The following is a 21983-nucleotide window of genomic DNA, read 5'->3' as shown; positions in this document are numbered from 1 at the left end:
TTGGTTCCTGTAAGAAACGGGCCGAGGTCAAAAGATCGCAGCCTTCGGCAGCTCCTACATAAGATCGGCGTACACCTGTAGGAGCTGCCGAAGGCTGCGATCTTTTCCGGGCCTATGAGGTTGTTTTAGGAGGGCTGGGATTGGCATCGAAGGTGTGCGGAGGGGCCATTTGCAGCGTGGTCACCGAGCCTTGCGCCGACAGCGAATAAGTGACCTTGGAAATCAGCATGTCGCCATCAAACCCAAGCACCGGATCCGTGACTTTGACCAGCGTGTTGTGCCGCCAAAGATCACCGTTGGCCTGGCGCCAGCCCTGCACCTGATACGTGGTGGTCTGCGCCCGCCCCATACGGGTGGCGCTTTCCCACTGGGCGCGTTGCTGGGCCAGTTCGAACGTCAGCGCGGTGCCCTCGTTGATGATCGTGGTGCGTCGACGTTTGAAGCTCAGATCGGTCGCGCTGGATTCAACCTCGCTGACTGCCGCCCCGCTCTTCTTGTCCGAACCTTTTTGCTGGCCGATCACCCGGTATTCGGAGAACACCTGGCTGTAATCCATCGACGCGCTGGCGGACAAAATATTCTTGCCCAGCTCCAGCGCATCACTGGCCCGCCCACCGCTGCCCGGCTTGGCCAGCACCAGCCGGCCCTGCTCGTCATCGGTGGAAAACACCCGCAGCAGCGAGAGCAAACGGTCGATCGACTGAAACACCGTTTCACCCGGCACGATCGTGTGTTTGGTCAGCCGCGCGGTCTCGGGGATTTCATTGACCACCATCAGCCCGTACTCCATCGCCAGCGCCTGAACGATGCTCAGCAGCGGTTGTTCCTGCCACTGGTTCGGCGTGTTCCTGGCGGCGCAATCGACCAAATCCTGGGTCTTGGAACTGCCCTCGATGGTCAGGCTGATCTGGCGTCCGTCATAGCGGATCGGCGCCTTGAACACATAACCGGTGAGCACCAGGTCCTGGCCGATTTTCACTTCGCAGGGGTCACCCGGCTTGATCCGCTGGTCCACCGTCTGCCCCGGCCACTGCCAGGTGATGTCAAGTTTGAAAGTGCGGAACTGGCGCTCCAGATCAGCGGTGATTTCCACGCTTTTCCAGCCGCCGTATTCCATGTTGTTGACGGTCAACGTGACGCGGTTATCCATCTCGCTCATGGCTCACTCCCTGGACACTTTCACGTCGTTGGGTGAAAAGCCCGGATGGTTCATCGCGTTGCTCTGAGTCACTTGAGTCACTCGTGTGGCATCGGCAAATTGCTTGTAGGCCACAACCAGCGCCGGCAGGCTTTCCTGGAACGATTTAGTGACCTGTCGCACACCGGATGACGCCACTGCCTTGAGATGCGCCAGCAGCGCTTCCTTGACATCGTTGATTGCCTGGTGGTGCTTGGGATCGGCCTTGTCCAGCATTGGATCAATGGCCACCCCGACCGCCTTCTGCAGCGCTTTCATTTCGTCGGTCACCGGTACTTCCTGACGGGTCACCGGTTGATCCGCCTGATGTGCCACCGAAGGTGTCGACGACAGTTTCACCGCGGGGGTCGCCACTGGCATCGACGCCACCCACTGCGCCACTTTGACCAGCATCGTGTCCTGCACCAGATCGGCCATGGCCTGCGCCGCGGCGTTGGTGTCCTTGCCGGTGGTGATCTTCGGTGCATCCGCCTTGCGGATGGCTTCGAGTTGTTGGGAGACGTCGGCAATCACGCCACGGTAGCCCTCCTTCGCGAATGCCTTGAGCTCTTTGATATCGCCGAGCAAACCTTTGAACTCAGCCGCCACTTCCTTGGGCAACTCTTTCACTGCCTTGACCAGTTCGGTGATCTGCCGGTACTGCTCGATCAGCGGCTTGAGCTGTTCTTTGATCACCTCATAAACCCCGGTGAGGCTGTTGCGCAGATTGGCGATGCCGATCCGCGCAGCCTTGATCAACGTCATCGCCTGCTCGAAGCGTGCCACCGCCGAACCCAACAGCGTGTCAGCCTTGGCCAGCAACACTTTCTGTGTGCTGACGGTAGCGGTCGGAAACGGCAACGGTTGGTCTGGATAGAACTTCAGGGTAAAGGTCACCAACCCGCCGTCCTGGCGGGTGTGGGTCATGTCGCATTCGCCGACCTTGACTTGCAGGCGTCCGAGCCACGGATGCACCAGTTCACCACTGCCCGCCTCCAATGCCTTGAGCAGCTTGTCACGCTGCTCCAGGCAATCGGCGCCGATGATGAATGCAGTGACGTCGTGGGTCTTGGCCTGCTGACCGAGATCTTCGAAAAACGGCAGGTCACGCTGCGGATATTCATGCAACTGACCTTTGCGACCGACCGGGGTTTTCGCCTGATCGATCCAGAAGCCGACACCACGAAAGGATGCCGGCAACAAGCGGTCACGCCAGTTCATTGGAACCTCCCATCGACAGCGAGCGATAGCCGATGCGCGAAGACAGCGCCAGGCCCGGTTGATTGGTTTGCGGTTGATCGGTGCGCAGCCCGGCCGGCGCATTTTCGAAGCGCACGGTCAGGCCGCCTTCGAGTTGCGTACGGTTGTTGGCCGCGCTTTGCTGGATCAGGGCGCCAGAACTTTGCGGTAACGAACCACCCTGCAGCGCACCGTTGGCCGATGTTTGAGGACTTGCCCCGAAGAACGCCGGCGCCAGCTCTCCTTTCCCTTCGGCATTGGTCTGGCGTTGCGCTTCGGTGAACGTTTCAACCTTGCCGGTGACCTTGGCGATCAGTCCGGCAAAGCCGCCGTCGAACAGCTCCTTGATCGGCGCAATCACGGTTTGCAGCTTTTGCCACAACTCGCCGAACCACTCGGTGATCGGCCCCCAGTTCTTGATGATCTGCCCCAACGGGGTCCATTCGAACATGGTGTGCAAAAACTCCAGCACCGGCGCGGCCAACGCCTGCACCACGCCCCACAGCGCCGAAAACACTTCGCTGATCGGCTGCCAGTACATGGCGATCTGTTCCAGCGGCGACCATTCGAACAAGCTTTGGAAGAAACTTTTGATCTGCTGCGCCGACGTTTGCAACGCGGTCCAGATCGGTTCGAAGAAGGTCACGATGGCGCCCCAGTTGTTGACAATCATCCCCAGCGGGGAATAGTCGAACAACGTGCCGAAGAAATCCTTGATGGCTTGTGCCGCCGGTTGCAGCGCCGTCCAAATCGAGGCAAAGAACCCGGTGATCGCCCCCCAGTTGTTGATGATCATGCCCAACGGTGTCCAGTCGAACAGACCTTTGAGAAACGCCATCACCGGCACACTCAAGGCCTTGAGCAATTCCCAGATCGCCGAAAACAGCCCGGTCAGCGGCGCCCAGTTTTCCAGGATCATGCCGGCGGGCGTCCACGAGAACACCGATTTGAAGAAGTCGATCACCGGCGTGGTGACGGTTTTTACCTTGTCCCAAATGCCCGAGAAGAACCCCGCGACCGGTAACCACAGCGCCGCCAGCGCATCCAGCGGTCGCCAATCGAGGATCGAGCGCAACGTCGCCATCGCACTCGCACCGATGTTTTTCACGCCCTCCCACATGCCTTTGAAGAAAGCACTGATCGGCGTCCAGTTGGCATAAATCAGACCGGCCGCCACCGCGATGCCCATGGCGATCAGCATGATCGGGTTGGTCTTGAGCACCATGCTCATCACGTCCATCACTTGGGTCATGCCGGTGACGGCGGTTTGCATCGCCGAGAAGGCAATCGCCCCCGCCGCTAGGCCTTCGACCAGTTTCGGGTTGTCGGCGAGCAGACTGCTGACCTGGGTCAGCATCGGTTCCAGCCCGACCACCAACGCCCCCACCGCCGGCACCAGTGCCGCGTCCACGGCTGCGGAAACCTTTTCCATCGACGCACTGAACACGTTCATGTTTTGCGCAACGACTTTCGGTGTGGCGGGCAAGTCGACGGTTTTTGCCGTGTCGCTGACTTCAGTCAATTTGCCCTGAAACGCTGCGGCCGATTTGATCCCGTCCACAAACGGCGTGATCACGCTGCCGCCCTTGAACAGACCACTGATGTCCAGTTTGCCGAGGCCGGTCTGTTCGAGGTTGTTCTTGAAGCTCTCGACCTTGACTCGCAAAGCGCCGAGTTTGGGCGACAGTTCATCGATGCCGGTAAGCAACACCGACGCTTTAGCTTTGGTTTCTTCTGCCATCACTGCACCTGCTGCATCGCATTGATCCGTTGCGCGTGCTCCAGCGATTCGCGGAGCACATCCAGTGGCCTGGCCATCATCTGTTCGGGGTCAACCTTCCAGAACCAGGCCAGGTCATAGGCGACGGCGATCAGGTCGGTGATGGCGCCGACGCCGCACTCATGAAAAAACTCGCAACGGCCCAGCTCAGCGCATTGAGGTCAGCCAGATCGAGCTGGTTGACCGACGACGGCGGAATGCCGGCGCACACGGCGATGTATTTGGCCGCCACGTCCATGTCGAGGCTGACTTCTTCGCTCTTGTCGATCTTGTACGGCAGCGCCTTGATCGCTCGCACTTCCTGCACCGTCGGACGGCGCAGGACGAGTTCGGTCAGGGGCTCGCCGTGAGCTTCGATCGCAACCTGAAGCTTCACGGCGCCGCTCATTGCCAGGTCCCCTTGATGCCCTCGAACTTCAGTTCGATGGTGGCGTCATCACCCTTGGAAACTGGCTCTTCGACCAGGTAGGCACCGGCCAGCACGTAGACTTTGCCGTTGCTGAATTCGCAGGTGACGGTGATGTCGGTGCCTTCGATCAGCTTCTTCAGCGGGAAGTCGGCGGTGTGCAGCGCGGTCACTTTGAAAGACGGCGCGATGTCGGTTTCCTTGTAGAAGCCGGGTACGACGGTTTCGCGTTTGACCGCCATCAGCGGGGCTTCGCAGCCGCCATTGATGGTCAGTTGTGCGCCGTCGACTTTGACGTAGCAGGTGCCTGCAATCAGTTGACCCATGGTGTTACTCCCTTGAATAAAAAAGCCCACGCGAGGTGGGCTGAATGCTTGTGGTCAAACGCGGCGATCAAGCCGCGTCGTCGTACTGCAGACGGAATTGGTTGAGCAGCGCGAACACGCGCAGACCGTTGATGTAATCCGGCGGGAACAGCACGTTCACGCGGCTAGGATCCTGCACGTCGCGTTCGACGATCAGGTGTTCGGCGAACAGCTCGGCGTTCTCGACGTGGCCTTCCAGTTCGAGCTTGGCGTACTGGGCGATCAGCTCACCGCGAATGGTCGCCGGGGTGACGATTGGCTGGCCGGCGCCGAAACGAGTGCCGTCGGAGGCCAGTTTGTGCCGACCGTATTTGCTGGTGATCACGCTTTGCAGACGGCGCACGATGAACGCCGACTGGTGCATGGTTTCGCTGTCCAGGTAGGAGTTGTCGGCCTGACCGTAAGCGTTTTTCTGGTAGGTGGTGATCGAACGCTGGATGCGCACGTAACCGCCTTCGTAATACGCGGTGGCGATGCCGTAGTTGAGCAGCGACTGTCGCTCGGTCAGGGTGAAGCGTTCACTGGCCGGCGCCGGATCAACGCCCGGCAGGCTGCCGCTTTGCGTCGGACGGCTGGCGTCGGCGGAGATGAACACGGCGGTGCGTGCAGCCAGTGCGGCAGCTTGTACCCAGAACGGTTGCGGAACGCCCGGCTCCAGCGCCTGAATGGTCATGTGCTGATCGTTGCGCGCCTGGCCTGCTGCGACCAGCGTACCGACGGTGCCGCGTTTGGCGCTGTAGACGTGACCGAACAATTGCTTGGCCCACGACCAGCGACCGGTGCTGTCATCCATCACTGCTTGCCAGGTGTTGAGCGTCGACAGATCGGACCATGGCAGTGCGATGAATTCGAACGGCTCGTCACCCAGTGCGGCGATGGCTTCCACCTGATCCGGCACACCGGCGCCGCCAGTCATGGCAGTGATCGCAGTGGTCAGGCCGGCCGGGGTATCTTCGCCGTTGCTCTTGCCCAGGCGATTGAATTGCAGGCTGATGTCGTTACCGCTGTCGCCAGTCCATTTGGCGTTCAGGGTGACCACACCTTCGGCAGCAGCAGCGCTGACCGGCAGGTCGGCGGTAGCGTTGATTTTCTGTGCCAGTGCGGTGGCTGCTTGCGCAGCAGTGGCACCGTTGACCACGGTGGCTTGCACACGCACGCCGCCGACATACAGATTGAGCACGCCAGCCTGAGTGGCAGTGCCGGTCAGGGTCAGCACGCCTTTGGCGATCGCGCCTTCGGTGTTGTGCAGCGGCAGGCACCAGATCTCACCGATCGGGTCGGCCTTGCGGAAGGTCTCGTACATCGAGGCGAGCATCGAGCCCTGACCTCCGATGCTTTTGGCCAGCGCAACGCTGGAGACCAACACCAGTTTGCCGACTTCGGTCGGGGCAATGTTGTCGTTGACCTGAGCGACGATCAAACGACGCAGGGTCGAACTCGCGCTATTGGCGGCCGAGTTGTCCATTTCGGCATAGAACAGCGGCACACGAATGTCCGCGGGGATGTTGCTGAATCCGATCGCCATTATTTGGCTCCCTTTTGTTTGGCTGGTGCGGTTTTGAGGGTGATATCGCCGTCGGCCAGACGTCGGCGCCACCAGGCGCTGTCCAGCACTTCACGGCCTTCCAGCGGCAGCAGATCGCCGGCCTCCGGGTCAGGTACAACGCGGCCTTCGGCCGGCAGTACGGTGATGCGATTGCTCATGGGGTTACGTCTCCAGAGAAAGTCATTTCCACGCGCCCATCAGGGCCCGGGCGTTTCAGGTTGGGGTCGGCCGGGTCGATCGTATCGACCCGCACGGTGGCCCCGGTAAAGGACGACAAACCGTCCAGTTCGCGTTCGTGCCAACTCTCCGCAGGCTGACTTGGCAGATTGCGGCCGAGCTGGAACTCGGCAAAAAAACGCAGCCGGTAGAAGGCGCGGCTGCTGTTGATCGAGACCATCTCGCCGCCGTCGTAAACGATGGCGCTGTAGTCGGAATCGGGCTTGAACCCCACCACCGCGCGCCACAGTTCGGCGCGCAGGTCGTGCAACAGATCCAGCGCTTTTGTAGCGTCGCTGGCGTCAAGCACCAGGACGATTTCGAAGCGCTCGCGGATCGGTTGGGCGATGAGGTTTTGTGTGGTGCTGTTGCTGGCCAGATCGGCGCTTGGCAGCACGTGGGCCGAAGGTGTTGGCAGATCCGGGTTGCCTTGCAGCAAGGCCAGATCGAGGCCCACCGAAATGTGATTGGCAAGGCCAGGGCATTGCCCACGCAGTTGCGTGAGGATCGGGGTGATCTTCATGGAGGTGTTCCAAAATAGTGGGAGTTACCGCAGGCCCCTGTAGGAGTGAGCCTGCTCGCGATAGCGGTGTGTCAGGCGCGTTGGTTTTGAATGTGGCACCGCTATCGCGAGCAGGCTCACTCCTACAGGGGGGGCTCGTGGGTCAGTCTTTGGACTCGGCTTTGGGGTCGAGGCACGACGCATCGATCAGGCAGCGATAGCTGTTCTCGCGATTGCCACTGGCGGTGACCTTGTCGATCGACCAGCGCCCGCGCATGAAGTCCGGCCAGGTCTCATCGAGCAACACCAGGCCTTCGGCGGCCAATCGTGGATCGCCTGGGCAGGTGATCTTCACCTTGTACTTCTGCCGGAGCATTTTGCGCACTTCGCCCTCGCCGACGGCGATGGCATCCGCTTCATTGGGTTGCTTCTGGCGGATGGTCTTGAACGGCGCGAGTCCCGTCTCGACCCAATGCAAAACGCCTGTAACAGCATCGACAAAACAGGTCTTGCAGCCCTTTGCCTGTTCGCGGGCGGCCTCTTCCAGCGTGGCGCTGATAAAGGCGTGATCGCCGGGACGATTGTCATGGGTGACCGACAACGTCACATCCTGCAGTTTCTGCCCCGAGATTGATTTGATCTGCCCGGGTCGCGCCAGCACATACGCATCGCCATAAGGTTTGGCGACCAGGTTGTACTTCTTCGCCAGCCGCGTCAGAAAGCCCATATCGGTTTCATTGGACTGGTCGACGTGGGCGATCTTGATCATCGACACGTCCGCAGCGACACGCGATGAAAAACCGTGCTGCGACACCAGTTTGCTAAACAGTTGACCGAGCGTCGTCGGTCCATGACTGGCGGTGCGGCGCTGCTTGAAGCCGGTTTCATCATCCTTGCTGAACGGCGCTGCAGTGGCCACCAGGGTCAGGCGAAACGGAAACAGCGTCGGTGTCAGGCGAGTGACTTTGAACTGGCCCTTATCGACCATTTCTTCCATTTCCAGGTAACCCACCAGCAGGCCGATTTTCCCGCCGAGGCTCGGCAGCCCTTCGAGGCCCTCCAGATCAATGGTCAGGGTCAGTTGATCCGACTCGATGCCGGCGGCATCGATGTGCTCCCAACTGATCAGACGCTGGTTGAGAAGATCCGCGTTTGCGCCATAAATCTGCACGACCGGGGTAAAACCCAATGCCATACAACCTCCTTAATCCCAGGCCGTGAGCGCTTTGATCGCAGCAGGTTTGCTGTCGAGTTCAGGCAGCACGACCCAGATGCCAGCGGGCAGAACCGGGCCGTGTTCGGCCAGGGTCGGATTGAGTTTCCACAGGGCTTCTTCAGCGGCATCGTCGCTGCGCCCGGTTTCGCGGTAGAGCAGCAAATTCACCGAATCACCGGCCACGCTTCGAACCTTACGCATTGTTGAACTCCGCCAATTCGATGACCCAATCGACCACCATCGCCGTACCGTCATCGATGATCTGGGTCTGGGTTTCCTGAACGTTGTTGATCCGCCAAAGACCCCAGTTGCGACCAATGCCGTCAATCAATGGCAGCGGTATGCGCAGTGCCTGCAAGGCGCGCAGTTCATCGAGCCGATCCATGGCCACGGCGTACATCGACCTGCCGGTGATGGTCAGGGTTTCCGACTTCTGGCCGGTCTGGCTGGATTTCGGTTTGCTGGTGAGGATCTGTATTTCGCTCCAGCCGCCATCGGACTTGCGCAACAACTGGTGGTACGCAAATTGACGCGAGAGGCCGAAGATGAAATTGCCCAGTGCCATTTGTTGTTTCATCAGGCGACTCCATCGGTCAGGGCTGCGTCACGGCGGGTGGCGAGGGGGTTGGTTGGCATGATCTGCCCCAACTGCCCCATGGTTGTTTGGACCACCAGATTGGCGAGCGCCTGGGCGCTGGCCAGATCCTGGCCATTGATCTGTATTGTTGAGTTGAACGTGACAGGCTGGCTGGCGGCTGTGGTGGCTGGGATCGCCGAGGTCGCCGAGGTCGTGATCAGATCCTTGCTGACCTGAGCAGGCGCGCCAAGACGATCGACTTGGGTCCCCAGCTTGTCGCCCAGCGACTCACCGATGGCTCCCCCCGCCATGCTTCCGAGCCACCCGCCAATTGCAGTGCCCACGCCAGGCAGAATCAACGTGCCAAGCGCGGCACCGACAGCGGCGCCCGCTGAAGACCCGGCCAACGAAGCACCGGATGACACCACTGAACGCGTGTCCCCGTGCCTCACACCATTGACCAGTTCATAACCTGCGCTGAGCAGGCGCAGCGGCGGCGCTTTTTTGGCCAGCAGCGCGCCGGCCTTGGCGTAGGAGCCGGACAGCGGCGCGGCGTGCATTGGGCTGGCGCTCGATGAGCCGGCGAATGCCGTCATGCTTGCCGGCCACGCTGAGATCTGGCGAATGAGAGGATTGCGAGCTGCAGAGCTGCCGGAGCTTATCAGTGGTTGATGGCTCTTTCGTTGGGTCAAAGAACCGAGGCTCACCCTGCGTGGTTTCAGGCCTCCACGCTTTCTCTGGGCAGGCTTTTTCGGATCTGGTTCATCAAAAGTCGAGTTCTCAACGGGTTTACCGCTATCGCCGGCAACATCGATATCAGCAATCCATTTGCCAAGTCCCTTCGGCAGTTTCGTTGCGATACCCTTCACAAGCTTGCCAACGAAATTATCGGCGGCCTTTGCCAGCAATGCCCCCACAAACGCCGTAATCCCCGCCGCCGCAATAGTCAGAGACGTGGCGACTTTCGGGTTTGCCTCGGCTTTTTCCGCCGCCCAGTTCAATGTATTGGTAAGCGAGTCCAGCGTTTGTGCATCCGGAGCTACCGCTGTCGCCAAACGATTTCTACTGGCCTCCAAAGCATTCCAGCTCTGCTGAGGACTCCCGCCTGTCGGATCGGCTGACCTTTGCACCGCACCTTTGTACTGCGGCTCGATGCTTTGGGTCGGTCCTTGAAGGGGAACCGGCGAGACCGGCGTATCAGCAGGTTTCGCCATCAACTGATGCAAACCGTCGCTGCCGGTCGACAACGTCTTCAGCAACTCGGTCTGTGGATCAAGCGGTTTTCTCGCGGTCAGCAACGCAAATGTCTTTTCGACATCCTGCGGTTTCTCCAGCAGTTTGCTGACGCCTTCATCACCGTTGAACAACGTCTTGATCAGTGCCGATTGTTCGCTCGCAGGCTTTTGTTTAAGAGCCTCGAGTGCTTTGAAAACGGTTTGCGGAACATTCTCGGTGAGCTTGTCCGGCTGTAGTCCAAGTGTTGCCCAAGCGGCACGCTCGGCGACAGAGCCTTTGGTACCTTTGGCCAACGCAGCGCTGATGCTTTTCACCGATGTAGCGGCGCCAGACGTGTTCACATCTGCGTTGAGCAAAGCGGCCGCAAGAGCAGCCAGTTGCTCAGGTGCAATACCCGCCGCGACTCCTGTTTCGCCAGAACTCTGTACCACCGAGCCGATGTCGGCTGCGGTCGCTTTCAGCGAATTCTTCCCGAGATGAATACTGGCGTCGGCCAAGCTTTGAGCCTGCGCGCGATCAAGCTTGAGCGAGGTTCTCCAGACCGTCAGCATTTCTCCAGCAGCTTTCAGCTCAATGCCAAACGCTGTCGCGTTCGTGGCGGCATCACGGCCGAAATCCAGCAGTTCCTTTTCCTTTGCGTCGCCAGTGAGATTGGCGCCTACCCCGGATTTGCCCGCGGCATATTCGACCTCGGCCAGGCTAACCGCGGTCGCACCACTGCCCGCCACCGCTTTTTCGCTGGCCATTGCCAGGTTGGCGATCTCCATGCTCTTGAGATCGCCGTCCATGCCCGGCACTTGTTTTAGCCTGGCCATGGCCGTTTGAAGCGCCATGGTCGGCTGCAGAAACGCGGGAGGCTGACGCTGTTCGATCTCGGCCGTGAGTTTTGACTTCGGCGCAGTTACTGGCGCCGACGTCGGCGAACTGGCCTTCGACAGCGATTGCAGCGCGACCATGACTTCCCGGAGCTTGATCTGCTCCTTGATCAACAACCGGATGTCCTGACTGGCGGTCAAGACCGCCAGCTTCAACTCCGCCAGCGGATTGGCGATAACATCGAATGCAGACCTCTCACCTGCCAAGCCAGTGTTGCTGAACCCGACGCTGCTGTTCGCGCTGGCCAGCATTGGCGAATACCTTGTTTCTGCCATGCCGCTCTACTCCTGTTTCACGCCAAGGCGAGTGATCGCTATGTCGTAGCGGCGCAACGCCTTTTCGGCGTCCCATTCCAGAATCTCCGCTTCACTTACCGGGTAAATGAGCGGGACGATATCGAGGATTACTTCGATGTCGCGTTCCGAAAGTAGGCCGCCGGCTGGTTTAAAAAATCGTCGATGCGCACCTGCAATTGCGTCCAGTCCGGGACGGTCATCAGGGCCAGATCGGGGATCATCAGGCCGGTGCAATGGGCGGTGATGAACTCGGCGCGTTCCTTGGCCGTTTTCAGTTTCTTCATCACTTTGGTCGCGCGCAGTGCCGGCATTTCCAGCGACAGCGAGGTTACGGTGCGGCCGGTCACGGCGAGCGGTTGCAGCAACTGCACCTGGTCGGGATCGGCGGATTTTTCCGCGTCTTCGACCTGATCGAGAAAGTACGACGCAGGGCGTGTCGACATCTCGTGCACGTACTGGGCGATGCTCACGTAATCCGGGCGCTTGAGCTGGTCGAGTTCCTTGACCGAGAGGCCGGTGGCGAGCAGCGCCAGTTCGAAGAACTGATCGTCTTCGTCATCGCCGGCGCGCTCCAGCGCGTCTTTTTGCGCGGCGTAGAACAGCGGCTTGAGCTGGATCGTTTCGATCTGCGAACCGTCATCGCCGGTGATCGGCGACAGCAGGTCATGCTGGGGTGGCATCCACGACATGAATGAATTCCTTGGTGATTCTTGAGGGGTGTAGCAATTCCCTTGTAGGAGTGAGCCTGCTCGCGATAGCGGTCTTTCAGGCACATTGATGTTGAATGTGCTGGCCCATCGCGAGCAGGCTCACTCCTACAGGGTTTTGTGGTGATGGGAGGGTTACGGCATCAGCACCGCACGACGCGCATCACCGAGGATGTCGACGCCGTTGAGCACGAACTTCTGGGTGCGCACGTCGATGTCGATCACCGGAATGCCGTTTTCCAGGCGGTTGTAGGTACGGCACGAGAAGTCCAGCGTCGTCAGGGCTTTGCCACCCATTTTGATGGCGTCCTCCCCCATGGTTTTGAGCTTGCCGCCGATGGTGTGATAGGTGAACCAGGTGTTTCCGTCCTGATCCTGACCGGCTTCACGCACGTTCAGCAGAATGTCATCGCCCAATTTCACACCCATGGCGAGCAACACTTCGGCGCCCGTGCCCTGCAGCTTGATCTGAGCATTCAGCGGCTTGGCACTCTTGGCCATTTCCTCAACGATGAAGCGTCCGCCCGTCATGTTTTCCATGTCGAAATCGATTTTCGGCGGGGTGAATTCTTCAACGGTCGCCGACAACGGCAGGCCTTGCAGAGTGGCCGCGATGGCCTGTCTTACGCGGTTGGTAAACATTAGAGAACGTCCTCCAGGAACTGCTCGATGATTTCATCGCGGGCGTTGAGTTGGTAAACCATGTGTTCGTTCGGCGCGTAGCGGCCGTAGTCGATGACCACGTACCAGGTGCCGTTCTTGTACTTCTCGACGCTGTTGAGTTCCGGGTGCAGATACACGCTGCCGCCAGGAATGGTTTCGTCGGCGACCAGGGTTTGCAGCCAGTCGTTGATGCGCTTGACCTCTTGATCCATGAAGGACTTGGTGAGGTTCTTGGCCATGGCTTTCTGGCCGGCCTTGACCAGCTTGCGGCTGATCGCATCTTCGAGGCCAACATAGCTGATGAACTTGCCGGTGATCGAGCGGTTACCCAGCAGCGAGAAGCCGCCGAGCACGGTGCGGGCGTAGTAGCTGACGCCGTAGCGGTTGAGCAGGTCGCCCTCGGTGGAGGTGTCGAGAATGTTGTATTCAACGACCCGCGAAACGTCCTCGGCGTAGGTCACCTGGTTGCCCGGGCTCTCCCACTGCTTGACCTTGGCCAGCGCGGCAATCGCCAGGCTGGAAGGCGACAGGAAGACGTTTTTCTTCGCCGCTTTCGAATACACGGCGGGCATGTTGTGCACCACCAGGCAACGGTCAAAACCGAGATCGGCGCCGCCGAGTTCCTGGCTGTACAGCACTTGATCGGCGACCGAGGCGTCCTTGCCGTCCAACACCACACGGGCCTTGATGCGCTTGCCGAACGAGGCGAACTCGCTGGCCACTGCTTTGGTGCCGGTAAAGCCCGGCGCGCCGATGATGGTCAGGTCTTCCGGAACACTGCCCAGTGCAGCCAGACCGAGCTTGCGACCGGTCAGCGGATCAACGCCGCCAATCACTGCGTTAACGGTGTCGGCCGGTGTCGCGCCCGCTTCGACGATCACCACGTAAACCGGCACCTTGACCACTTTGAGGATCTGGTAAACCGCGTGGTACAAAGTGCCCTCTTCCGAACCGGTCGGATCGAGCAGCGCCTGGGTGGTGAAGCTGTTGATGCGGAACGGTGCGTTGCGCGGAATCAGCGGATCGGCTTTCGGCGCAGTGCCGACCAGACCGATGACGTTGTCACCCAGGCCACCCATGGCCTCAGGGGATTCGGTGGCATTGACGGTAATGCCGTTGTGCTCGAAGTTCAGAACCTCAGCCATATTCAGTCAGCCTTCTTGGCAGCGGCCTTTTTGGCCTGGGTGGTTGGGGTTTTCAGTTCCAGTCGACCGGCGAAGTGCAAGGCACTGGCCTCGACGTCGAGCAGATCAAGGTCTTGACCGATGCTCGACCAATGCCCACCGCCGGTGGGGAATGGGACGAGCACGGTGTAGGTTTGGCGGGTTGCCATTCGGGTTTCTCCAAAGACGAAAAAGCCCCTTGGTTTCAACAAGGGGCTATCAGTTGCTGATCAGCGGATAAGAAAACGCCCCGTCAGTGCGGGGCGTTTTTATTCAGGCAGGCTAGCGAGCCATTCCGGCGCTGCCGGGCGGTGTTCGCTCAAGGGCAACTCACCGCCCTCCGGCCACAGACGAAGCACATGGCGATAAGTCTGCAACTCGATGTATTGCGCCGGGGTCAGCTGGGTTGGCCAACGGTCCACCTCGTCGCGGTGACGATTGACCACGGGATCAGTGAGCGCGATCTGCTGTTTGCGCCAGTAGCGTTCAATGCTCTCAAGTTCTGCAGGCGTTGGCCCCGGCCGATCAACCAGCACCGGATAGTTATTTTCATTCATGACAATCATCTTGCCGGTAGACAGCCCGTTCAATAACTCGAGCCAGTACTCCTGAGAAATTTCAACTGCATCGCTTGGAATTTCGGTATGAAAGGCGGAATCGTAAAAACCGCCCGTGGAGGGTGCGTAAAACATAGGTTCTTCCTTGTGTGATTAACGACGACTCTAAAACCACCCTCGTGAGTGGTCAGATATGAAAACGCCCCAGAGAATGGGGCGTTTACTGATGCGCGGTGATCGGTGGAGAGAGCGGCCAACCTTCAGCGAGCATTTCATCTTTATAAGTTCGCGCCTCGAGGGCCCGGAGCAAATCCAGTTCGCGATCAAAGCAGGCCTGGACATGGCTGCGCACAGCCTTGGCAATGGCGAGAATCTGCTCGGCGCCGATCTCGACAAAACCATCGAGGGTTTTGAAGTTGCAGCGATACTCGGGGTCGAGAATGGCAGACAGACCTGTGCTGGCGATCAGCGCCTGGCTGTCGCGAGTTGTTTCTATATTCAATCCCTCTATGGCGATACCGTGTGTTTCATGCAAGAACCGCGTTTGCGCAAACAGTTCGGGGTAATTCGGCTCCGCTATTGCAAAGGGTACTTTTACGACCTCGCCATCGACCAGCCTCCACTCACCCGTTTGATCGGTTCTGGTGGCGAGAAAAACTTCATCGCTCAGTTCGACCGCTTGTTCAGGAATGACTGAGTGAAGGGCCGAGTCATAACGTCCGGTCAACTCACCGGTTTCACTAAATGTTGCAAACTTCATAGCTAACCCTCGACTGGTTCTCGGCCTCAACGGCCGATAGCCAGAAAATAAAATTGTGCCGGGGTGGGGCCAATGTTGCGAATGGTCACGTTCGCCCTACTCTGAGCTCGAACCTGCCCGATATAGGTCGAGCCCGTCGGCGCATCCACTGCAGCATTGGGATAAGTCGTAAACACTGCTGGCACAAACAACGGGAACGCTACCGGAAAGGGCTGGAGGTAATTTGCGCCGGATGCGATTGCGTTCGTCATCCCCCACTGAATGATCAAACCTCCGAGCCACGTCGGAAATACGACGTAGCTACTGCCCAAGTTCTCAGAAATGCCAATTGAAAAGCCCCAACGCATTTTTTTGGGGGTGACTACAGTTTTGTCATCAGTGCCCGCGTCTGTCTGGGCTTGGGTGGCGATTTTTGCTGTGCCTTGATTGCTTTCGGAAGCTTGTTGCGCCAGAGTCGCCAGCGCAGTGATATCGATGTTTCCCTGATTGATCGACGCATCCCAGGCTTTGATGCACCACATGACGGCGATGTTGCGGGGGCGGGTTTCAGCGCCTCCGGTACTGGCAATGTAGCTTTGAGGGCCGCCGCTGGACGCATATTGCGCACCACTTCCCACCCTGTCACCGGCAGCCGAGTTGGTGATCCCCAGAACGGAGCCAGTGCCTACTGGACCTGTTGCGAACAGGGCATCGTGATAGTGGGACTTTACTTCGTCCCCCTGATAAATTCCGATCTGCCGCCCGGCATCCACACCGCGCCCATGATCCCAGCCGCGCAGGAACTCACCGCGTGATTCCGGCAAACGGAAGTTGCCTGCGCCTTCATTACCCCTGTTGTAAGTGGCGCCGAGATAGGCAGCCAGATCCGGATAGGTAGCAATGCTCTGCACACTGCCATCCAGTTCCAGATAACCGGGAGCGACGATGCCGGTCGGAAATGCCAGAACAGCGCCAACTGGAACAGCGGATTTAAGCCGTTCGACTTCCTTGACCAGCGCGGCGACATCGATGGTTCCCTGATTGACCGGGGCGTTCCAGGCTTTGATGCACCACATGACGGCGATGTTGCGCGGACGGACAGTGATTGCCGTATTCGCAATGTCGTTGCTGCCGGTAGCTGCGGCGTAGGACTGCGAAATACCTGTAAGAGAAGCATCACCATCTGAATTCAATCGGGCTTTGAAGGCTGCTACATTGTCATCCTGAGTGTTATAAAAACTGCCCACAACTTGCGATGTTTTCGTGGCATCCCCTGCGCAAACCGCCGTAGCGGCCTGTTGGCTGCCAATAGTTCGCTCGACATCCACTCCGCGCCCATGATCCCAACCGCGCAAGAACTCCCCACGCGCCTCGGGCAAGCGGAAATTGCCAACACCCTCGTCACCCTTGTTGAACTTGCCGCCCAGATAAGCGCTCAGGTCCGGGTACGTAGCACTGCTCTTGACGCTGTTATCCAGCTCCAGAAAACCCGGCGGTGGTGCATCAACCGGAAACGCGACAATCGAACCCACCGGCAACGCCGACGCCTTGGCAATCAGCGCTTCAACTTCAGCCTTGGTGTACGAATCCTTGATGCCGAACCCGGCCAACGTTTCAGGGTTCGCACCGGCAGTCGCCCGGCCATATTCATCAACCGTCAGACTTTTGTAAGTCCCGGCGGCAATCCCGGTGCGCCCGGCGAGCATCTTGAACGTCAGCGCGGTCGTGCCGAGGGTAATCGGCGCATTGGTGGTCAGGTGCCACAGCGAATCGCCGTTCGTGGCGCCCTCCTCCACCATCACCGTCAGGCCCGGCGTCACCTTGGCGCTGGTATTGGCATCGGTCGCCCGCACCCAGTCGCCATTGGCGACGATCCACAGTCCGTTGTCCTTGGCCAGCGTCTGATTCGCAACCAGCACGCGGTCACCAGCGATCACTGCGACACCGTCAATTTGCTGCGCACCGTTCAACACGATGTTGGTGGATGCCGCAACGCGCACCGATTGCTTACCATCCAGCTTGCCGAGCTCTTCGGCGAGATAACTCATGACCCAGGCACGCGTGGCCTTAACCACCGTGTCATCAATCAACAACGTCACCAGCGACGCATTGCTGGTCTCGAAAATCGAGCGAATGTAGAACTCTTTACCCGAACCCGACGTGGCCAGAACCGGTTTGAACGACTCCGGATATTTGACGATGGCGTAGAGAATCCCGGTGTCAGTCCACAACCCGGCCTCTCGTACATACCAACCGCCGACATCCGGCGGAATGGTCACTTCGGCGAGCAGCCAGCTCGGATTCTTCTCGTCCTGGAACAGCGCATTGAGCGGCCCGCGCCAGACTTCGCGTTTCAGTGCCGTGGCGGTCGCGGCCGGGTTGTAGACCGCGCCGCCGCCGTCACCGACGGAAATCTGCGTCAACTTGATCGGCGTGCCCGCGGCCTTGCACGCCGTTTCGTAGGCAATCCCTGCGTTGGTGAGCAGGGTGTAATAGTCAGCCATTCAGGCCCCCTGAGGATAAATAGTGGATGTTTCGACGGTGTACATGCCGGCAGCCATGAACGCCTCTCCCGAGGTTTCCAGCCCTTCGATGAACACCGGATAAACCGTGGTCAGCTCGCCGCAGAACGTCGCGGCGCCGATGACGTGATTGCCGAAAGCGCTCAAGCCAACGGAGACCGTCAGCACATCGCGCTCGCTCTTGGCATCCGCCAGGCGTCGGTCGAGACGGGCATCGATTTCTTCGCTGTAGGGTTGGTCGCTGAAGGCGCGAACGGAAAAGCTGTACGGCGCACCGGGCGGTGTCTGTTCGTACCAGGCGCGGATTTCCGGGCGCAGCTGCAAACCCTTGGCGGCGTTTTCCAGCGCCTTGCGAGTGCCGGCCTGGCGCGCGGTGGGCCAGGCCAGTTCGACGGTCAGGCGTTTTTCCGCTTCCGGTGCGGCTGTACTCCATTCGGCGACACCGCGATCCGCTGCCAGATACGGCAGGAATGCGACCGGTGTTTCGCCCGGGTTCATCAGTTCGGGAAACGGCGGTGCGATGCGATCAAGCAGTGCGCCGAAGCCCAGATCCAGACCTCGTTCGAGTGCCGAGCTGTTGGCAGGCAGCAGCGTCGGACGCTGAGTTTGCTCACTCATAGCGTCAGCACCTCGACTTCGACTGCGGTGCAGTAAGGCGCTTGAAACGCCGTCGTCACGATTGGCGCCAGCGGTTCAAGAATCTGCAGTTGCACGGCGCCGGCGCTGTGCAGCGTGTAGTCGATCCAGCTCGGATCGACCCGGCCTTCGAGGCGATGACAACTGTCGGCGTAGGCCTGTAGTTGCTGTTGCGCGGCGACTTTGGTCAGGCCTGAATCGGGGCCGGAATTGATCTTGGCGACGACGCGAATCTTGTAGCGCTGAATGTCGGCAGCCTTGACGGTGACGAGGTCGGTTTCCGGGCGCACATCTGGCCGGGCGAAGTGTTCACGCACGCCTTCAAGCAATCCTTCAGATGGCGTCCCATCACCCTCTCGCGACAGCACCGTGACCTGCACTTCACCGGGCGCGGTGCGTCGACCGTTGCCATCCTTGACCTGCGCGGCGAGACCATCGGGGTTGAAGGAGTAAGTGACACTCACCACACCGGCATCGGTGGATTCGACCTTCACCGTTGGCCGCTCGCCGAGGGTGAAGACTTCGCGGCGATATTGCATCCGTGAGCCCGCTGCCGGTGCATGCGGTGCCAGGTAATAACGCAAGCGAGCATCGTCGTCGCTTTCGTAAATCGCCGGCACCGGTGGAAATGCTGCCGGATCACCTGGATCAAGCAACTGCCGCTCAAGGCCCATGTCCGCCAGCCGTGCATCGAGGTTGCTGCCCGTCGCCCACCACGCCAGCATCTGTTTGATGCGAGCGTTGTATTTGCGCTCGTGGGTTTGCAGTCGGACGCAGAAAGCTTCCAGCGCCAGGGTCAGCAGTTCACTTTCGTTTTCCAGGCTGGTCTTGAGTTTCGCAGCACTGTCCGGCGAACGCGCCCCGACATATTCGACGACGAAAGTCTTGAACTCAGCGAGCAAGTCTTCGAAGGCTTCAACGGTGATCAGCGCGGGTTCGGCCAATTGGTTCTGGCCGGGGATCAACATGCTCATGTCACGACCTCGAAGGTTTGTTGACGATTTTTCCAGGTGCCGGCGAAACGCAGCAGCAGACCGGCGCCCTGACGGCTGGCGACGATCACTTGCGGCTGAAAATCGCTGATCCCGTTCTGCGTGTTGTAGAACGCTTGCGCCGCGTGGCTCTGGGCCAGAAGCAGGACGTCGTCGCCGAGGTTCTGCCCCAACAACGAGGGGATCAGCGATCCGTACAAGGGCCTTTTTTGCCGGGTACCCAGCGGCGTAGTCAGGGCCCGGGTCGCGCGCTGCACAAATTGCAGCCAGTCGTCGACCGTGGCCCCGCTGTCTCTATCGATTCCGATCATGGAAGGCTCTTGATTCAGGGGCTGATGACACGGCCCTGGTGATCGACCAATGGGCCGCTGAAGTGCACGCCCGAAGCGTCAATGGTCAGGCCGACTGCACCCAGTTGCAGGGTGATCAGTTGCGGTGTCATTGCCAGTCGTGCCGGGCCGATGCTCAGCTCCAGCGATTCACGAGAACCGTTGAAAGCTGCCGGGCCGTTTTGCCAGTGCAGGGTGTGTGAAGCATCGTCGTAGCCGCTTTCGCTACCGTCCTGATGCACGCGACGGGTCAGCGTCGGGATCGTAGAGGCTGGCGGAAAACGGTCACTGTTCAAACCGAACAACGCCACGCTCTGTGCACCGCTTTCGCCGCTGCCGTAGTTGAACAGCAGACACTGCTCGCCCACCGTCGGAATCCGCGATTCACTCTGCGCGCCAGCGCTGGGATTGAAGAACTTGATGGCTGGCGTGAGCAAGCCGCCGTGACTGACCTGACAGGTGTTGCTCGCGGCGTCAACGGTCTGGCAAATGCCGATGCGGCAGAAGCTCTCGGCACGGCGGTGCAGGTCGTCGATTTCCGCTTCCATTTCGGCCAGGCGCTCGATGATCGGGCCGAGTTGCATGCGCAGTAATGCGTCGAACATCGGTCAGGCCTCCAGCGCGGTGTATTGGTCCGGGTCGTCGATATTGCTGACCTCCCAGGTGCGAGCGAATTTCGGCGTGCCCAGTGGATCGTCCAGCAAGGTCGGGCCGAGGTAGAGGGTCTGGTTGAACGTCAGGGTCCAGGCTTTGTATTGCTGATCGCCGCGAATGAGCAATGACGGCAAGCCATCAATATTCATCGGCAGATCGCATTGATCGCCGGGCAGGTTCCAGCGGTTGTCAGTAATCAGGTTTTTCAGCACCGCGATCAGATCGCACGCTGCAAATGCGCTGGCGGCAAGGGCCGGGATGACTTGCAGGGAGACCGTCATGACATGAGCAATTCGCCCGTCAGCGGCACGCACTCCCGGCCCATTGCGGTCGAAGTCGATCAGCACCCAGGCCTGATCGCCCGGTGCAGTGAAATCATCATGATTGCCGACGCTGAGGTTGAGTCCGGTAGTGTTGCGCAGTGTCGTCGCGATGGCTGTGAACAGTTGCGACGGCTGCTGGATCGGTGTGGGCATACATGACCTCCTTTTCAATCGTCCACGCGCAGCCCTGCCGCCAAAATGGCGGCACGGAGAAGTACTGAAGTTAAGGGTGGTCGCGAGGCGGTACTTCGCAGACGCCGATGCGCTTGGCAGCCCAGCGTTCGTACAACCCGATTGCCACGTCGGCGCCGGCCATTGCGGTCAGGCAACCGAAGGCGCCGGCGGCCCAGATCGACATGCCAGCGGCATACAGCAGCATGATCGCCGACACGCCGCAGATCATGCAGGCGCCGGAGCGCAGGGCCAGGCGTCGCAGCAGTGACCAGCCACGGGCACCTTCCTTGTCGGCGCGCCACATTTCGCCGGACACCCCGCCAACGACGGCAAGGAGGATGACCAGCCAGATCGGCATGTCGGCCAGGGCTTGTTGCTCATTTGTCATGTCACGCCTCCGGGGTAGCGTTGAGGAACCAAGAAATTGTGAGCAGACCCGATGCATTGAGGTCATCTCTCACGTTTGAGTAAAACCAGCGCTCCCCGTCTACAGGCGTTACAAACGCTCGACAATGACGTCATCGATAAAGGCAAAGTTGGCGTACGGGTTCTGCTCGTTGGAAAACGCCAGCGTTGTCTGCGGCGTGGTTGCGGTGAAATCGTAGGTCAGAGTGGCCCATTCAACTGCAACGCCTTTGGCGGTCGGCGTGTTGAAGGTCGCGGTTTGACCTGCCACTTTCATCTGGATGACGCCGTCGCCCGAGCGGCTGGCAAAACGCGAATTGCCCGCACTGAAGGTCACTCGGTATTTGGCGCCCACGGTCGTTGCAAAGTTCTGCTGTATTCCACCGCCGTTGCCGTACACGTAGTTGGCCAAGTCAACGATCATCACGCCATCTGCTGCAACAGAGCCGCCAATCGCATTAGGCATATTGAAATATTCGGCACCAGACAGAAATGTCGTCCAGCCTGTGATGGCGTTGGCTTTTGCGGGAGTGTCCAAAATGCAGCCTGCGCCGCAGGTTGATTGCTCGAAACTGCCGTTCACCAACAGATTGGCAGCCAGTGCGTGGGTACCTGTGCCGAGCAGTACAAAAGTCGTGAAAAGCGCAGCGATTTTATTGTTCAACATGGTTTGTTTTTCATCCCTGA

Annotated in this window: 26 protein-coding genes; all 26 read right to left on the bottom strand. The window is 59.6% G+C overall.

The genetic code is table 11. The features are described from left to right. Positions 1-112 precede the first annotated feature (112 nt). Positions 113-1159 carry a phage baseplate assembly protein gene (locus AC3IUF_RS05995; protein ID WP_095112476.1) on the bottom strand — a complete coding sequence of 349 codons (1047 nt, stop codon included), beginning with the start codon at positions 1157-1159 and terminating at the stop codon, positions 113-115. A gap of 3 nt (positions 1160-1162) precedes the next feature. Next, positions 1163-2398 carry a DNA circularization protein gene (locus AC3IUF_RS05990; protein WP_007908775.1) on the bottom strand — a complete coding sequence of 412 codons (1236 nt, stop codon included), beginning with the start codon at positions 2396-2398 and terminating at the stop codon, positions 1163-1165. After that, positions 2385-4157 (bottom strand): phage tail tape measure protein, encoded by a 1773-nt coding sequence (locus AC3IUF_RS05985; protein ID WP_489280628.1) that lies wholly within the window; start codon positions 4155-4157, stop codon positions 2385-2387. Before AC3IUF_RS05985 ends, AC3IUF_RS05990 begins: the two co-directional genes overlap by 14 nt. 130 nt (positions 4158-4287) lie before the next feature. Further along, positions 4288-4584 (bottom strand): phage tail assembly protein, encoded by a 297-nt coding sequence (locus tag AC3IUF_RS05980; RefSeq protein ID WP_007908778.1) that lies wholly within the window; start codon positions 4582-4584, stop codon positions 4288-4290. Then, positions 4581-4928: a phage tail tube protein gene (locus AC3IUF_RS05975; protein ID WP_007908779.1), complete on the bottom strand. Its 348-nt coding sequence runs from the start codon at positions 4926-4928 to the stop codon at positions 4581-4583. The genes AC3IUF_RS05980 and AC3IUF_RS05975 overlap by 4 nt, the downstream gene beginning before the upstream one ends. Positions 4929-4995: 67 nt before the next feature. After that, the gene (locus AC3IUF_RS05970; protein WP_150706101.1) at positions 4996-6492 is read right to left on the bottom strand and encodes a phage tail sheath subtilisin-like domain-containing protein; all 1497 of its coding nucleotides are present in this window, start codon (positions 6490-6492) and stop codon (positions 4996-4998) included. Beyond that, positions 6492-6671, bottom strand: a complete 180-nt coding sequence (locus AC3IUF_RS05965; protein WP_007908782.1) for a DUF2635 domain-containing protein — start codon at positions 6669-6671, stop codon at positions 6492-6494. The genes AC3IUF_RS05970 and AC3IUF_RS05965 overlap by 1 nt, the downstream gene beginning before the upstream one ends. Beyond that, positions 6668-7252 carry a phage tail terminator protein gene (locus AC3IUF_RS05960; protein WP_007908784.1) on the bottom strand — a complete coding sequence of 195 codons (585 nt, stop codon included), beginning with the start codon at positions 7250-7252 and terminating at the stop codon, positions 6668-6670. Before AC3IUF_RS05960 ends, AC3IUF_RS05965 begins: the two co-directional genes overlap by 4 nt. Before the next feature lie 142 nt (positions 7253-7394). Next, positions 7395-8426, bottom strand: coding sequence for a phage late control D family protein (locus tag AC3IUF_RS05955; RefSeq protein WP_414894647.1), 1032 nt, complete (start codon positions 8424-8426; stop codon positions 7395-7397). Between the two features lie 9 nt (positions 8427-8435). After that, a complete protein-coding gene (locus tag AC3IUF_RS05950; RefSeq protein ID WP_064393145.1) occupies positions 8436-8648 on the bottom strand; it encodes a tail protein X in 213 nt (70 codons plus the stop codon). Next, on the bottom strand, positions 8641-9024 hold the full coding sequence (locus tag AC3IUF_RS05945) for a phage tail protein (protein ID WP_007908793.1): 384 nt from the start codon (positions 9022-9024) through the stop codon (positions 8641-8643). Before AC3IUF_RS05945 ends, AC3IUF_RS05950 begins: the two co-directional genes overlap by 8 nt. Next, complete coding sequence (locus tag AC3IUF_RS05940) at positions 9024-11387, bottom strand: phage tail tape measure protein (protein WP_489280625.1); 2364 nt, start codon at positions 11385-11387, stop codon at positions 9024-9026. Before AC3IUF_RS05940 ends, AC3IUF_RS05945 begins: the two co-directional genes overlap by 1 nt. Before the next feature lie 152 nt (positions 11388-11539). Continuing rightward, complete coding sequence (locus AC3IUF_RS05935) at positions 11540-12121, bottom strand: phage tail assembly protein (RefSeq protein ID WP_007908797.1); 582 nt, start codon at positions 12119-12121, stop codon at positions 11540-11542. A gap of 153 nt (positions 12122-12274) precedes the next feature. After that, on the bottom strand, positions 12275-12781 hold the full coding sequence (locus AC3IUF_RS05930; protein WP_007908799.1) for a phage major tail tube protein: 507 nt from the start codon (positions 12779-12781) through the stop codon (positions 12275-12277). Continuing rightward, the gene (locus AC3IUF_RS05925; protein ID WP_489280623.1) at positions 12781-13947 is read right to left on the bottom strand and encodes a phage tail sheath protein; all 1167 of its coding nucleotides are present in this window, start codon (positions 13945-13947) and stop codon (positions 12781-12783) included. Before AC3IUF_RS05925 ends, AC3IUF_RS05930 begins: the two co-directional genes overlap by 1 nt. 2 nt (positions 13948-13949) lie before the next feature. Then, entirely contained in the window at positions 13950-14135 is a 186-nt protein-coding gene (locus tag AC3IUF_RS05920) for a hypothetical protein (RefSeq protein ID WP_007908808.1), read from the bottom strand. Positions 14136-14234: 99 nt separating this feature from the next. Next, positions 14235-14657, bottom strand: a complete 423-nt coding sequence (locus tag AC3IUF_RS05915; protein ID WP_489280621.1) for a phage tail protein — start codon at positions 14655-14657, stop codon at positions 14235-14237. A gap of 85 nt (positions 14658-14742) precedes the next feature. Further along, a complete protein-coding gene (locus AC3IUF_RS05910; RefSeq protein ID WP_095112490.1) occupies positions 14743-15282 on the bottom strand; it encodes a DUF4376 domain-containing protein in 540 nt (179 codons plus the stop codon). 26 nt (positions 15283-15308) lie between these two features. Next, the gene (locus AC3IUF_RS05905) at positions 15309-17765 is read right to left on the bottom strand and encodes a phage tail-collar fiber domain-containing protein (protein WP_489280619.1); all 2457 of its coding nucleotides are present in this window, start codon (positions 17763-17765) and stop codon (positions 15309-15311) included. Next, positions 17766-18401: a phage tail protein I gene (locus tag AC3IUF_RS05900; RefSeq protein ID WP_489280617.1), complete on the bottom strand. Its 636-nt coding sequence runs from the start codon at positions 18399-18401 to the stop codon at positions 17766-17768. Beyond that, positions 18398-19393 carry a baseplate J/gp47 family protein gene (locus AC3IUF_RS05895; protein ID WP_447783863.1) on the bottom strand — a complete coding sequence of 332 codons (996 nt, stop codon included), beginning with the start codon at positions 19391-19393 and terminating at the stop codon, positions 18398-18400. Before AC3IUF_RS05895 ends, AC3IUF_RS05900 begins: the two co-directional genes overlap by 4 nt. Beyond that, positions 19390-19722, bottom strand: a complete 333-nt coding sequence (locus AC3IUF_RS05890; RefSeq protein ID WP_095112497.1) for a phage baseplate protein — start codon at positions 19720-19722, stop codon at positions 19390-19392. The genes AC3IUF_RS05895 and AC3IUF_RS05890 overlap by 4 nt, the downstream gene beginning before the upstream one ends. 14 nt (positions 19723-19736) lie before the next feature. Continuing rightward, positions 19737-20345: a phage baseplate assembly protein V gene (locus AC3IUF_RS05885; protein ID WP_007908815.1), complete on the bottom strand. Its 609-nt coding sequence runs from the start codon at positions 20343-20345 to the stop codon at positions 19737-19739. A gap of 3 nt (positions 20346-20348) precedes the next feature. Continuing rightward, positions 20349-20870, bottom strand: coding sequence for a hypothetical protein (locus AC3IUF_RS05880; RefSeq protein WP_007908816.1), 522 nt, complete (start codon positions 20868-20870; stop codon positions 20349-20351). Between the two features lie 70 nt (positions 20871-20940). Beyond that, positions 20941-21279 (bottom strand): phage holin family protein, encoded by a 339-nt coding sequence (locus tag AC3IUF_RS05875; protein ID WP_463542464.1) that lies wholly within the window; start codon positions 21277-21279, stop codon positions 20941-20943. A gap of 108 nt (positions 21280-21387) precedes the next feature. After that, the gene (locus tag AC3IUF_RS05870; RefSeq protein ID WP_007908819.1) at positions 21388-21963 is read right to left on the bottom strand and encodes a DUF642 domain-containing protein; all 576 of its coding nucleotides are present in this window, start codon (positions 21961-21963) and stop codon (positions 21388-21390) included. Positions 21964-21983: the final 20 nt, after the last annotated feature.

This window comes from Pseudomonas sp. KH_040, from assembly GCF_057839305.1.
This window is presented reverse-complemented; position numbering and strand designations above follow the sequence as displayed.